This is a genomic window from Embleya sp. NPDC059237, from assembly GCF_042754105.1.
GTDB lineage: Bacteria > Actinomycetota > Actinomycetes > Streptomycetales > Streptomycetaceae > Embleya.
The window spans coordinates 113,064-125,859 of record NZ_JBHZAE010000007.1; the positions used below are offsets into that span (position 1 = coordinate 113,064).

General features: G+C 70.0%; 14 protein-coding genes and 1 tRNA gene. 8 read left to right on the forward strand and 7 right to left on the reverse strand.

The genetic code is table 11. The annotated features are described in order from the left end of the window. The first annotated feature begins 54 nt into the window (after positions 1–54). On the forward strand, positions 55–531 hold the full coding sequence (gene bcp, locus ACFXKZ_RS22735) for a thioredoxin-dependent thiol peroxidase (protein ID WP_380002749.1): 477 nt from the start codon (positions 55–57) through the stop codon (positions 529–531). Between the two features lie 431 nt (positions 532–962). Here bcp and ACFXKZ_RS22740 read toward each other — a convergent pair whose 3' ends face one another. After that, on the reverse strand, positions 963–2,606 hold the full coding sequence (locus ACFXKZ_RS22740) for an amidohydrolase (RefSeq protein ID WP_380002750.1): 1,644 nt from the start codon (positions 2,604–2,606) through the stop codon (positions 963–965). A 51-nt stretch (positions 2,607–2,657) separates the two neighbouring features. Beyond that, positions 2,658–4,124, reverse strand: a complete 1,467-nt coding sequence (locus ACFXKZ_RS22745; RefSeq protein ID WP_380002751.1) for a purine-cytosine permease family protein — start codon at positions 4,122–4,124, stop codon at positions 2,658–2,660. A gap of 238 nt (positions 4,125–4,362) precedes the next feature. Between ACFXKZ_RS22745 and ACFXKZ_RS22750 the strand changes: the two genes are divergently transcribed. From ACFXKZ_RS22750 to ACFXKZ_RS22760, 3 genes are all read left to right on the forward strand, one after another. Beyond that, positions 4,363–4,956, forward strand: coding sequence for a TetR/AcrR family transcriptional regulator (locus ACFXKZ_RS22750; RefSeq protein WP_380002752.1), 594 nt, complete (start codon positions 4,363–4,365; stop codon positions 4,954–4,956). 158 nt (positions 4,957–5,114) lie between these two features. After that, positions 5,115–5,198, forward strand: a tRNA-Leu gene (locus tag ACFXKZ_RS22755). A gap of 197 nt (positions 5,199–5,395) precedes the next feature. Further along, positions 5,396–5,953 carry a hypothetical protein gene (locus tag ACFXKZ_RS22760; protein WP_380002753.1) on the forward strand — a complete coding sequence of 186 codons (558 nt, stop codon included), beginning with the start codon at positions 5,396–5,398 and terminating at the stop codon, positions 5,951–5,953. A gap of 52 nt (positions 5,954–6,005) precedes the next feature. Here the strand turns inward: ACFXKZ_RS22760 and gndA are convergent, their stop codons facing one another. Next, on the reverse strand, positions 6,006–7,442 hold the full coding sequence (gene gndA / locus ACFXKZ_RS22765; RefSeq protein WP_380002754.1) for an NADP-dependent phosphogluconate dehydrogenase: 1,437 nt from the start codon (positions 7,440–7,442) through the stop codon (positions 6,006–6,008). 202 nt (positions 7,443–7,644) lie between these two features. Between gndA and ACFXKZ_RS22770 the strand changes: the two genes are divergently transcribed. Together ACFXKZ_RS22770 and ACFXKZ_RS22775 are read left to right on the forward strand one after the other, a co-directional pair. Then, complete coding sequence (locus tag ACFXKZ_RS22770) at positions 7,645–8,844, forward strand: MFS transporter (RefSeq protein ID WP_380002756.1); 1,200 nt, start codon at positions 7,645–7,647, stop codon at positions 8,842–8,844. Between the two features lie 55 nt (positions 8,845–8,899). Next, complete coding sequence (locus ACFXKZ_RS22775; RefSeq protein WP_380002757.1) at positions 8,900–9,553, forward strand: hypothetical protein; 654 nt, start codon at positions 8,900–8,902, stop codon at positions 9,551–9,553. A gap of 15 nt (positions 9,554–9,568) precedes the next feature. Here ACFXKZ_RS22775 and ACFXKZ_RS22780 read toward each other — a convergent pair whose 3' ends face one another. Both ACFXKZ_RS22780 and ACFXKZ_RS22785 read right to left on the reverse strand, forming a co-directional pair. Continuing rightward, positions 9,569–9,775: a DUF397 domain-containing protein gene (locus ACFXKZ_RS22780; protein WP_380002758.1), complete on the reverse strand. Its 207-nt coding sequence runs from the start codon at positions 9,773–9,775 to the stop codon at positions 9,569–9,571. After that, entirely contained in the window at positions 9,772–10,617 is an 846-nt protein-coding gene (locus ACFXKZ_RS22785) for a helix-turn-helix domain-containing protein (RefSeq protein WP_380002759.1), read from the reverse strand. The genes ACFXKZ_RS22780 and ACFXKZ_RS22785 overlap by 4 nt, the downstream gene beginning before the upstream one ends. A 139-nt stretch (positions 10,618–10,756) precedes the next feature. On the opposite strand from ACFXKZ_RS22785, the gene ACFXKZ_RS22790 reads away from it, so the two are divergent. Both ACFXKZ_RS22790 and ACFXKZ_RS22795 read left to right on the forward strand, forming a co-directional pair. Next, positions 10,757–10,978 carry a hypothetical protein gene (locus ACFXKZ_RS22790; protein WP_380002760.1) on the forward strand — a complete coding sequence of 74 codons (222 nt, stop codon included), beginning with the start codon at positions 10,757–10,759 and terminating at the stop codon, positions 10,976–10,978. Then, positions 10,975–11,586, forward strand: a complete 612-nt coding sequence (locus tag ACFXKZ_RS22795) for a hypothetical protein (protein ID WP_380002761.1) — start codon at positions 10,975–10,977, stop codon at positions 11,584–11,586. Before ACFXKZ_RS22790 ends, ACFXKZ_RS22795 begins: the two co-directional genes overlap by 4 nt. 65 nt (positions 11,587–11,651) lie before the next feature. On the opposite strand, the gene ACFXKZ_RS22800 is transcribed toward ACFXKZ_RS22795, so the two are convergent. Both ACFXKZ_RS22800 and ACFXKZ_RS22805 read right to left on the reverse strand, forming a co-directional pair. Continuing rightward, positions 11,652–12,095: a PPOX class F420-dependent oxidoreductase gene (locus ACFXKZ_RS22800; protein WP_380002762.1), complete on the reverse strand. Its 444-nt coding sequence runs from the start codon at positions 12,093–12,095 to the stop codon at positions 11,652–11,654. 36 nt (positions 12,096–12,131) lie between these two features. After that, positions 12,132–12,770, reverse strand: coding sequence for a TetR/AcrR family transcriptional regulator (locus tag ACFXKZ_RS22805; RefSeq protein WP_380002763.1), 639 nt, complete (start codon positions 12,768–12,770; stop codon positions 12,132–12,134). Positions 12,771–12,796: the final 26 nt, after the last annotated feature.

The window sequence follows — 12,796 nt, forward strand, 5'->3', positions numbered from 1 at the left end:
GCGTTTGCGGCGTACGTTTTGCGTTGCCGAGCGATTCGATTCGAGGAGTTCTTCGTGAGCGACCGCCTCCAGGCGGGCGACACCGCCCCCGCCTTCACCCTGTCCGACGCCGACGGTGCGTCCGTGTCGCTGTCCGACTACGCGGGCCGCAAGGTCATCGTGTACTTCTACCCGGCCGCGCTGACCCCGGGCTGCACCAAGCAGGCGTGCGACTTCACCGACAACCTCGACCTGCTGGCCGGGGCCGGCTACGACGTGCTGGGCATCTCGCCGGACAAGCCGGAGAAGCTGGTCAAGTTCCGGGAGAAGGAGAACCTGCGGGTGACGCTGCTGGCCGATCCGGACAAGGCCACGCTGGAGGCGTACGGGGCCTTCGGCGAGAAGACGATGTACGGGAAGACAGTCAAGGGCGTGATCCGCTCCACGTTCATCGTCGACGAGACCGGCAAGGTGGAACGCGCCCTGTACAACGTTCGCGCCACGGGCCACGTGGCCAAGCTCCTCAAGGACCTGAAGCTCGCAGCCGCCTGAGGTCCGGCCTGTCGCCCGGGGTCGGGGCGGCCGGCCTCAAACGCCGGCCGGGCTACCGGGTTGGTCGGCCCGGAGCCCGGGCAGGCGGCCTCAAACGCCGGCCGGGCTGTGCTTGGGTCGGCCCGTGTCCGGGCGGCCGGCCTCAAACGCCGGCCGGGCTACCGGGTTGGTCGGCCCGGAGCCCGGGTGGGCGGCCTCATACGCCGGCCGGGCTTGTGTCGGCGTGGTCTGAATTCGGGTGGTGGCCTCGGTGCTTGGCCGGGTTGAGCGAAATTCAGCCCGGCCGGCGTTTGAGGCCACCTCGGCCGGAGGCCGGGTAAATCAGCCCGGCCGGCGTTTGAGGCCGGCCACCCGGACACGGGCCGGGCCCACACCAGCCCGGCCGGCGCTTGAGGCCGCCGCAGGCCGGCCCATCCCCGCCGGGCCCGCCGCTAGGCCGTGTGGACGATTTCGCCGCCGACCGCGACTACCTCGCAGATCGTGCCGGGAATCTCCGCGGCAGCGACCCGCATGATGTCGCGGGAGAGCACGACGAAATCGGCGAGTTTGCCGACCGTGAGCGAACCGCGCTCGTGCTCCAGGAAGTTCGCGTAGGCCGACCCCATCGTGTAGCCGTGGATCGTGGCCTCCACGTCGAGCGTCTCCTCCGGGACCCACGCCGCCCCGCCGGCCAGCGGCGCGCGGGTGAGCGCGGTGTACACGCCGACCATCGGGTCCATCTCGGCCACGTTCCAGTCGCTGGACAGCGCCAGGACCGCCCCGGCGGCCCGCAGGCTCCGCATCGGCCACGCCTTGTGCCAGCGCTCCTCGCCGACGTTCTCCGCCCAGTCCTGCCCCGGCCCGGCGATCTCCGGCGCGCAGTGCCTGGGCTGCATGCACGCCACCACGCCCAGCTCGGCGAAGCGGGACACGTCCGCCGGATCCAGGCACTCCACGTGCACCACCTGGTGTCGCGCGTCCCGCTCGCCGTTGACCGCCCGGGCGTGCTCGACCGCGTCCAGGACGGTACGGATGCCCCGGTCGCCGGTCGCGTGCACGAAACACTGGAAGCCCCGACCGTCCAGCCGCGCCAGCAGATCGGCGAACTCCGACGCCGGGTAGAACGTCTCGCCCCGATGACGGTCGCACCCGCGATATGGCTCAAGGAGTGCGGCGGTGCGCGGCTCGACCACGTCGTCGATGTACAGCTTCAGCGGCCCCACCCGCAACCGATCGTCGGCGAACTCCCGCGCCGCCGCCGCGAATTCGTCCAGGTCGGCGTCGGTCGTGCCGCGCGGGTGGAACAGCGCCGCGACGATCCGCGAGCGCAGCCGACCCTCGTGCCGCGCCCGGGTGTACAGGGCCAGGTCGTCGAGCGAGTTCTGCGGCTCGACCACGGTGGTGATGCCGAACCGGATCGCGTCGTCCAGACTCTTGGCCAGCCGCCCGTACTGCCGGTCGGCGGAGGCCCACGGCACGCCCAGCTCCCGCAGCGCCCGATGCCCGTCACGGGAGAGCCCGCGCACCGCGAAGTCCTTGACGAATCCCGTCGGCTCGCCCGTCCGCGGGTCCTTGTCCACCCGACCGAAGGGCAGCACGTCGCTGTCCCGGGTGATGCCGAGCCGCTTGATCGCGGCGCTGTTGAGCCACGCGGTGTGTACGTCGTAGCTGAGTACGAAGGCCGGCACATCGCCGGTGACCGGGTCGAGGTCGCTCGCGCGCGGCATGCGCCCGTCGGGGATCGCCGAGTAGTCGAACGCCTCCGCCTCGATCCACTCGGCGTCCGGGTTGGCCGCCAGCCAGGCGCCGATCCGTGCGTGGATGTCGGCCAATGTGCGCGCCCCCGCGAGCTGTACGCAGGCGTCGTCCGAGCCGAGCCGGACGTGGTTGTGCGCGTCGATGAAGCCGGGCAATACCCGCCGCCCGGCGCCGTCGAGCACGGTGGTCTCCGGACCGATCCAGGCCGCCGCGCCGGAGTCCTCGCCCACCCACATGATCCGCCCGTCCCGGACGGCCATCGCCTCGGCCTCGGGCAGCTCGGGATCGACGGTGTGGATGAGCGCGTTGCGCAGGACCAGGTCGGCGGTGCGGGACACGGTGACAACTCCAGGGGGGTGGCGGTGCGATGGGGGTCGGGTGGGAGCGGATCAGTGCTTGGCGAACTGCGGTTCGCGGCGGGCGAGGGCCCAGTAGAGAAGTCCGGAGACGACCGCGCCCAGCAGCGTGAAGTCGCCGTCGAAGGTCTCCACGAGCGCGCCGGTCCACAGCGCGGACTCGGCGGTCAGCGCGGCGAAGACGATGCCGGCGCCGAGCGCGATCATCCCGGCGGGATGGAAGCCGCGGGTGTACCAGTAGGCGCCGCCGCGCATGTCGTGCAGGCCGTCGGCGTCGTAGCGGCAGCGGCGCATCAGCGTGTCGGCGATGAACACGCCGCCCCACGGCGCGAAGACCACCACGAGCACGGACAGGAAGCTGGTCAGGTTGTCGGTGAAGTCGCCGTTGAACAGCGCCCACAACGAGCCGACCAGGATGAACGCGGTGCTGACCAGGATGCCCTTGGAGCGCGACCACGGGATGCCGAGGACCTGGAGGTTCAGGCTGGAGGAGTACAGGGTCAGGATCGAGTTGGTGATCGAGCCGCCCACCACGAGCAGCAGGAACGGCGCCTCGAACCAGCCGGGCACCAGGTCGGCCACGCCCGTCACCGGGTCGCTCATATCGGCCTGGGTGGCGGCGGCCACGCCGAGTACGCCGAGCAGCACCGAGGAGAGCATCCCGCCGGCCGCGCCCCACAGGGTGATCGAGCGCAGCGAGGTGTCCCGGGGCAGGTAGCGGGTGTAGTCCGAGGGCATCGGCAGGTAGGAGATCGGGCCGGCGACCATGACGAGCACGGCGAGCGAGATCGCGTGGAACGTGTTCGAGGTCTCGGGCGCGTCGCCGGTCTTCAGGCCGGGGACCACAAACAGGATCAGCAGGCCGAAGCCGATGCCCAGGACGTAGGCCATCCAGCGCTCCGCGGCCTGCACGGTGGCATGCCCCCACATCGCCACCGCGAAGGTGAGCGAGAGGGTGATCGCCAGCGCGACCACCCGGGCGAGGTCGCCGCCGGCCCAGCCGAGCTTGGCGAACAGTCCTTCGAGGGCGAAGGTGCCGACCACGGTGTTGAGGATCGTGTATCCGATGCCGACGACCCAGTTGAGCAGGCCGGCCGGGAAGTTGCCGTGTACGCCGAACGCGGCGCGCGAGATGACCAGGGTCGCGGTGCCGGTGCGGACGCCGGCGAGGCCGAGGGCGCCGACCGCGAAGAAGGACAGGCCGGTGATCACGACGACGGCGATCGCCGCCCGGAACGACAACCCGAACATCACCGCGAGGGTGCCGTTGATCACGAAGGTGAAGGAGAGGTTCGAGCCGAACCAGAGCCAGAAGACGTCCCTGGCGCTGCCGTGGCGCTCGTGGTCCGGGATCGGGTCGATCCCGTGTGTCTCCACCTGGAACAGTTCGTCGGAGGCGACGCCGGTGCCGGGCGGGGTGGTGTGCGGAGCGTCGCGGGGGAGGGCGCTTCGGGCGGCGCTTCCGGCGGCGTTCGCGGAGTCCGTGTGGGGCAGGGACACCGGACCTCCTCCTCGTGGTGTGCGGCTCGGTCGTTCGTGCTGCGCGGCCCGGCCGAAAGCTTGAATGGCGTTCAAGGACTTTGAACGTCACTCAAGGTGCGCCGAGGTGGGGGAGGGTGTCAAGAGTTCGTGCCGAAGAGGGGGAGAATTTGACCGTCGTTCAAGGTTCACGGCGTCGGGGGAGTAGGGTCGAGCCCTTGCGCGGGCGGGGTGGTCGCGCGGTCGAGAGGCGGTATCGGTGGTGGCCACGAGGCGGCGCGACGGTCGGATCGCGCAGGACCGGATGCTGGAGGAGGCCGTCGCGGCGATCGCCGAGAACGGCCTGGCCGCGCTGACCATGTCCGGTCTGGCCGAGCGCCTGGGCACCAGCGGCGGACACATCCTGTACTACTTCGGCAGCAAGGATCAGCTGCTCCTGGCCGCGCTGCGCTGGAGCGAGGACCGGCTGGCCGAGGAGCGCGCCCGGCTGCTCGCCCGCCGGGTCGCCGCCGATCGTAAGTTGGACCTGTTCCTGGACCTGTACCTGCCGGTCGGCCCGCGCGATCCGCGCTGGATGCTCTGGGTGGAGCTGTGGGCCCGGACGGCGGGCAACGCGGAACTCCTGGCCGCGCAGGACGAGATCGACCTCGGGTGGCAGCGAGACTTGGCGACGGTGCTGGCCCGGGGGGCGGCCAAGGGGGTGCTCGCCGTCGACGATCCGGTGGTGGCGGCGTCCGAGTTGTTGGCGCTGCTCGAGGGGCTGAGTACGCGAACGGTCCTGGGGCTGGGTGGGACCACGCGCGAAGGGGCGCTGGTGTTGGCGCGGCGGGCGACGGGGCGATTGCTCGGCTGAGCCGGCGGGTGCCGATGGTTGGTTTCGGGGTGGTGTGGTGTGTTCCGAGTGCCGGCCGGACGGTTGGTCGCGGTCGATATGTGCCGGCCGGCCGCAGCTCGGGGCACTAACATGAGCCCTGGTCGGCCTCGGGGCATCGTCGCGAAGGCCGGTCGTACGCGGCCGTGGCGCAATTGGTTGACGCAGCAGGTTTAGGTCCTGCCGTCCGAGAGGATATGAGGGTTCGAGTCCCTTCGGCCGCACAACGGTGTTTTTCCTCGGCGTTCCGTCCCCGGTGATTGCCCCCGGCGTTGTTCCCGACGTTCTTGCCCGGCGTGTGCGCCCGATGTGTACCCGGCATTCGTTTCGGTGGGTTTTCGCTGGGTTTCGGCCGGTCTTGTGCTGGTGGCGTCGACCCCGCCCACGCTAGCTTTCGGCGTGTCGTCTTTGGGGAGGCGCCATGCACTGCGAGTACTGTCCGAAGGTTGCCGGCGGCCGCACGCAGATGCCGCCCGCGGACATGATCGTGCCGAAGATCGCCGGCGAGTGGGTCGGGTGGGTGCGGACCGCCGCCGAGCGAGTCGAGTCGTCCGGACGGGGACTGCCGGCGCGGGGCGAGGCCGACTGTGTGATGAGCTTCGGTCGGCGGATCTTCGAGGGCTCGGCCAAGCGTGGACTACACGCCGAGATGGACTGCCTGCATCAGGCCCGGATGCTCGGACTGCCGCTGGAGACGGGCGAGTTCAAGAACGCCGCCAACGCGTGTTGTCTGATCTGCGCATCGGCGCTCGCGGCCGTGGGCATCCGGCACGTGCCGGCCGTGGACCCCGATCCGGACGCGTGCATGAGCTGGCACGCCCCCGGGTTTTTGTTCGAGGATCCGCTGCTGTGCGTGGGGTTGATGGGCGATCGGGCGGCGCACCTGTGGCTGCGCCATCTGCCGCCGCCGGTGCGGCGGCAGTTGCGCGGGTCGTTGACGGGCGCGATGACGCGGTTGTTGGCGGGGCGTTGGGAGTGAGGATTTCCGGCGGGGACGGGGTGGGCGCCCCCGCCGGGTTCGCCGACCTCGGTCAGACCGCGTGTTCCGTGCGGTCGCGGGACCACTCGATGTGGAAGGAGCCGTCGCGGTCCACCCGGCGGTAGGTGTGCGCGCCGAAGAAGTCGCGCTGGGCCTGGATCAGCGCGGCGGGCAGACGCGGCGAGCGCAGGCCGTCGTAGTAGGCGAGGGCGGCGGCGAACCCCGGTGCGGGGATGCCCAGTTCGGCGGACGCGGCGACCACGCGGCGCCACGCGTCCTGGGCACCGGCGAGCGCGTCGCGGAAGTAGTCGGCGCTCAGCAGCGAATCGGGCCGCTGCGGGGAGTCGTACGCCTCGCGGATCCGGTCCAGGAAGCGGGCCCGGATGATGCAGCCGCCGCGCCAGATCTCGGCGACCTTGCCCGGGTCGATCGCCCAGTCGTACTCGGTGCTGCCCGCCTCGATCTGGTGGATGCCCTGGGCATACGCCACGATCTTGGACGCGTACAGCGCCTGCTCGACGTCGTCGGCGAAGCGCGCCGCGGCCTGCGCGTCGAGCGTGGTGGGCGTCGGTCCGGGCAGGCCCCGGCCCGCCGCGCGGATGTCGGTGTGGCCGGACAGCGAGCGGGCGAACACCGCCTCGGCGATGCCGCTGACCGGAACCCCCAGGTCCAGCGCGGTCTGTACGGTCCAGCGCCCGGTGCCCTTCTGCTCGGCGCGGTCCTGGACCACGTCGACGAACGGCAGGCCGGTGTCCGCGTCGGTATGGGCGAGTACGTCGGCGGTGATCTCGATCAGGTACGACTCCAGGCGGCCGGAGTTCCAGCCCTTGAACACCTCGGCGATCTCGGCCGGCCGCAACCCGGCGGCGCGGCCGAGCAGGTCGTATGCCTCGGCGATCAGCTGCATGTCGGCGTACTCGATGCCGTTGTGCACCATCTTGACGAAGTGACCGGCGCCGTCCGGGCCGATGTGCGTGCAACAGGGGACGCCGTCGACCTTCGCGGCGATGTCCTCCAGGATCGGGCCGAGCGCCGCGTACGACTCGGGGGAGCCGCCCGGCATGATGCTCGGGCCGAGCAGCGCGCCCTCCTCGCCGCCGGAGATGCCGGTGCCGACGAAGTGGATCCCGCGCTCGCGCAGCGCGGCCTCACGGCGGCGGGTGTCCGCGAAGTGCGCGTTGCCGCCGTCGACGATCATGTCGCCGGGTTCGAGGAGCGCGGCGAACTCCTCGATCACCGCGTCGGTGGGGGCACCGGCCTTGACCATGATCACCAGGCGGCGGGGCGGTTCGAGGAGGGCGACGAACTCCTCGGCGGTGTCGGCGGGTAGGAAGTCGCCCTCGTGGCCGAACTCGTCGACCAGGGCCCGGGTCTTGGCCGAGGTCCGGTTGTGCACGGCGACGGTGTGCCCGTGTCGGGCGAAGTTGCGGGCCAGGTTGCGGCCCATCACGGCCAGTCCGGTGACACCGATGTGTGCGCGCTCCGCCATGTCGTCAGCTCCTGTCGGCGATGGTGGTGATCATTCGTGATCACTCGGACAACATCGTGTGCGGGAAGGGTTAATCCCTTCCGGCCGCAACACGCCGGCGTGCGGGTGGGCGGTGGTGCGGGGCCGCGGCGCTGCGGGCATCGGGGGCCGCGGTGGCGGTTCGGACGGTGCGGGCGTCGGTGGCGGTGGGCAGGATCCGTGGATGAGCCGGAATCGCGAAGTCGTGCTGTCCGTGGTGGCGGCGGCCTACGGGGTGTCCGCGATGGGGGACCAGATGGCGATGGTCGTCCTGATTCTGCGATTACACGATCAGGGGCGGTCGGGCGCGGTGATCTCGGCCCTGGTGGTGGCGAGCGTGTTGCCGATCGTGGTGGTGGGACCGTTGGCCGCGCCGCTGGTGGACCGGGTGGAGAGCGGTCGTTTGGTGGTCGTTGTGACCGGGCTTCAGGCGGTGGTGGCGCTGGGGTTGGTGGTCACCACGAATGTGGTGGGCGTCATCGTGCTGCTGGCCTTGCTCGGGGCCGGGTTGGCGGTGGTGTCGCCGACGTTGCAACTGCTCGTGCCGGAGATCGTGGGGGACGAGGGCGCGGCGCGGGGCTATGCGCGGATGGAGACGTTTCGCTCGGTCGGCAATGTGGCGGGTCCGGCGGCGGCCGGGCTTGCGGTCGCCGGGGTCGGTGATCGGGTGGTCCTGCTCGGGAACGTCGTGTCCTACGCGGTCATGTCGGCGGCGTTTGTGGCGCTGCGGATCCGGCGCGAGCCGGTGTCGGGCGTGCGGGACCGGCCGGGGTGGCCGGCGCAGGTGCGTGAGGGGATCGGTGTGCTCGGCGGTGATCGGGTGTTGCGGGTGGCGATCCCGACCCTTGCGGTGGCGGTCGTGTTCACCGCCATCCTGAATGTGGCGCGGGTGTTCTTCGTGCGGGACGACCTGGGCGCCGACGACACGGGCTACGGCTGGTTGGTCAGCGCGCACATGGTCGGGATGTTGCTGGCTGCGGCGTTGTTGGCCGGGCGAATCCCGGTGGGGCGGCAGCCGGCGGTGCTGATCGGTGCCGGGATGTTGTCCGGCGGGTGCCTGCTGATCAGCGCCACGGCGGCGATGTTCGCGGTCGCCGTGGCCATGTTCGTCCTGATGGGCGTGGCCAACGTGCTGGCCAACCTGGCCATTCGCAACCTGATCCACGCCCGCGTCCCACCCGAGACCCGGGGCCGGGCCTTCGCCACGTCCAGTGCCGGCCTGAACGCCGCCAACCTGACGGGCGCCGCGTTGGGCGGTCCTGCGGCGACCGCCCTGGGCGGTACGGGAGCCCTGCAACTGGCGGGCGCCGGGACCCTGGCGGTGTCCCTGGCGGCGATCCCCCTTCTCTCCCACCACTTTGCGGCCGAGTCGGCGGCGGAGTGATCCGGCGGCGAAATCCGGTTGTCCGAGGGTCGGGGGCGGCGGTACCCATGGGGCCATGAAGCCATCGATCCGACGTACCCGACACGCCCTGCCGCGCGGTGAGGCCGAGGTCTGGGCACCGGCCTCCGCGCGCTACGGGATATCGCCCTACGCCTGCAAGTACCTCCACACCGCCGGCGTCCTGCGCGAATTCGTGTCGGCGGCCGGGTCGTTGGTGGCGCAGGCCCAGTACCTCGCCGCCGCGCACCTGGCCCTCAACGGCGCCGAACTCGTCGGCCGCTGCGTCTCGGAGCGCACGGAGCAGGGCGTCACCCAGCGGCTGCGCAACGGCCTGGCCTACCTGGAAGCCCTCGAACCCCCGGAGGAGGGCCGCTTCGTCCCGGAGCCCGACGCCCTGGTCAAACTCCGCGGCTTCACCGCCCATCCCACGCTGGAACCGCCGGCGGGCTCGGAACTCCAGTTCTCCCACGCGACGTTCGAGTACGTCCTCACCCGCCTGGCCCTGGCCACGGACCGCCTGTGGACCGCCGCCGACGCAAGCACGATCCGCAAATTCGCCGCCGCGAAGATCGCCCCGATGCGCACGGACGGCCAAAGCCACTACATCGAATCCGTCCTGACCCACCTCGAAGCCGGCCACACCCCCGGCACGGAAATCCCCCACGAGCAAGCCTGGCAAGCGGTTCCTTCCGTCATGGCCATTCGCTGAGTTCCGGTGCCCGCGTCAGCGCCGGATTCCGGCGACGAGCGCCGCCCAAGCGCCGTGGTCCGCGCGGACGATACCCGCTGCGCGGTCTTTGCTGTCTCTGACCGCCGCCCCACTCACCGTGGGAGCGACCTCGACGCACTCACCATTGCCCTGGCTGTGGCTGGAGGTTCGCCATGCATCCAGACCCTTTGCCGATGCTCTGTGGTGCCGCTGCGCGCTCATAGTTCCCTCGATAGTTTCCGGATCAGGTCCTGCGTCTTCGCAACGCTCAACGTGGCAGCCCTCAGATGGTCGAACATCACTCTGTAGTGCTCAACCTCGCCCGTACGGTCCGGATAGGGATCTCCGGTGTTCCCTTCGACGTAGACGATGTCGGGGTCGGAGGGGTGCGAGTAGCTCAAGATGACGAACGGCCCGACCAGTGTCCCAAAGTGGGCGCCCGCTGAGAACGGGATGACCTGCATGATGACGTTCTCCAGGTCTGCGACGTCAAGCAATCGCCGAAGCTGCTCCCGCATCACGTCACGGCCGCCCACCTCGCGGCGGATCGCGGCTTCGTCCAATACGGCACGAACCTCCAGCGGTGCCGGTCGCGTCAGGATTCGCTGGCGGGTCAGGCGCACTTCGAGCCGCTGTTCAAGCATCTCCTCGGTCAACCCGATCGTGGTGGCGCGGTTGATCGCCTCGGCATAGTGCTCGGTTTGGAAGAGGCCCGGGATTACGTGCTGATACGTATGCATCTGCGCGGCCTCGGCTTCCAAGCCGATGTAGGTCGAGTAGGGCACCTCGCTGTAGAGCTGCCACCACCCCTTCTTTCGGGCTTCGCGGGTGAGCACCGCCAACTCTTCGCGCCGGGCGGTGTCCGTGACGTCGTAGAGGTCGAGCAGCTTCGTCACATCTGCCGCCGTCGGCGTGGTCCGCCCCGTCTCGATGCGGGACAGCTTGGAGTTCGACCAGGTCAGACGCTTCGCTGCTTCCTCGCCCTTGAGGCCGACGGACTCACGGATAGCGCGCAGTTCGAGTCCGAGGCGTCGGCGGCGGACCACAGGGCTTGATGTCTTCACGGCGCAAGTGTGGCGACAGGGTCACTGTCTGTCGAGCAGAGATGCAATTGCATTCTGTGAGTAGATTGCATCTGACCGTGACGAAGGTGCACACTCGTGCAACCGGGGTGTATCTGGTGCGGAAGGGATGTAGACAGGCATGTCCGAAACGCGATTCACCACTGTCAAAGCCGGCTGTCGGCCGGTGCGGGACCAGGGGAGTGGCCTGATCACGGTGCCGCTGGTGCTGCGGGAGGGGGCTCGGGGCGAGGCCGTCGGGGAGACCGCGTTGCGGCTCGACGGCGTGGGGGCGGAGCTGTTGCACGCCTATCTGACCCGGGCCTTGGACGGCGTCGACGGCTCGGCGGAGCGGCGGCGATGAGCGAGATCGCCATTGCCAAGCCCGTACCCGTCGCGCCGGAATCGGCTCGCGAGGTGCGGGCGACCGTCGGGCGGGTGAGCGACGAGCTTCGACTGCTCGACGAATCACGCGAGAGCCTGGTGCTGATGGCCTCCGAGCTGGTCGCGGACGCTGCGCTGCGCTCGGAGGCGGAGTGGCTGATCGTCGGGATCAAAGCCCAGTTGGTGCAAATCGACGGCGGCGAGTGGGAGTTCGCCCCCGTCGTCTACATCGGGATCCGCGAGGTGGTCCCGCGCCCGACTTGGACGCCATATGGCTACGGGCCTCAACTCGCCCCACCTCGCCGCTTCGACCACGGCCGGGGCCTCGGCCTGGTCGCCGAACTGGTCCACCACGACTGGGCATCCGGCTGCTGCGGCTGGTCCCCGGGCACCGCCGGCCCCACCTCGTGGTTCCTGGCCACCGACCTGGACCCCCAACATGTCACCGGCTCGATCGGCAGCACGATGGTGGTCGCCCGAGGCATCCGCGACGAATGCGTCCTGACCCCGGAGATGCTGCTCCCCCAGCCGGACGAACCGGCCCCCGCCCCCGCGCCGCCCTCGACGACAGCGGGCGAGTCCCCATGACCGGAGCTTCCCGGAGGCAGGCGCCGGGCTACCGCCGGTTGTTCTCTTTGTGGCTCGTCTCCGGCCTATGGGGTGGTCGAACCCGGGGTTCCTCCGGGGAAGGGTTCGACTCCGACCACGCGGCGGACTTTGGTGGGTTCGATCAGGATGAGCACCCGTTCTTCGCCGGGGACTCGCCATTCGTAGTGGTCGGTGCCCACGTAGGCGTGAGCCAGCCTGTCCATGTTTTGGTCTGCCTTGGGGCCCTGGATGAAGTGCGCGGCGTGGCCGCGGATTTGTACGCGGTCGTAAGGGTTCGCCGGGTCTGCCAGGGAAAGGCATATGCGCGGGTCGCGGCGCAGGTTTTGTTCCTTGATGCGGCCGATCGCGGTGTTGATCAGGGGCAGGTCGCCGTCGAGGCCCAGCCACATCGGGCTGACGTGGGGGGATCCGTCCTTGTTGATCGTTGCCACATACCAGATGTGTGGCGTTTCGATCATTCGGCGGGTGTCCGCGGGTAGTTCCACCATGAGGCGATTCCTTCCCGGGGGCGGGTCTTCGGACACTCAGCGGGTCGGGGTTCGGGTTGTTGATTCGGCCAGGTGGAGGACGCCCTCGCGGACGCGGGTCGGGCCGAGTTCCGGGAGTAGGGCCGTTACGTGTTCGGCGGACAGTGGGGCCAATAGGGCGTGGGACGTGTAGTCCGGGTCGGGGGTTTTCGGGGGAAGCAGGATTGCCACGTGGCGGTGCCAGAAGCGGTAGGCGCCGATTCGGTAGCGGGCGCCCGGGGTCGAGGTCTCCGACATGCGGATCAGGTCGAGGTGTTCCAGGAGGTAGTCCAGATAGGCGTTGAGGAATGCCGTGAGGCGTTGCTCCGCCGGGGCTCCTGGGCCCAGTGGGGGTGGGCCGCTGAGGATGGCCTCCTGTAGAGCGCGTTCCCTTGCGTCCAGGAGGGCTGTGGCCAGGCCCGACTTGTCGCCGAAGCGGCGGAACAGGGTGCCCTTGCCTACGCCGGCTTCCGTGGCGATCTGGTCCATCGAGACCGCGGCCACGCCGTGTTCGGCGAAGAGCTTCGCGGCGGCTTCCAGGATGGCGGCGCGGTTGCGGGCCGCGTCGGCGCGTTCCTTGGGGGGTGGAGTGCGGAGCAGGTCCAGGTCCACCGTGATTGCAGAAGCGGACTGCGGTCCGTTAATGTCTTCAGGCATAAGCGGACTCTAGTCCGATTCTCTGT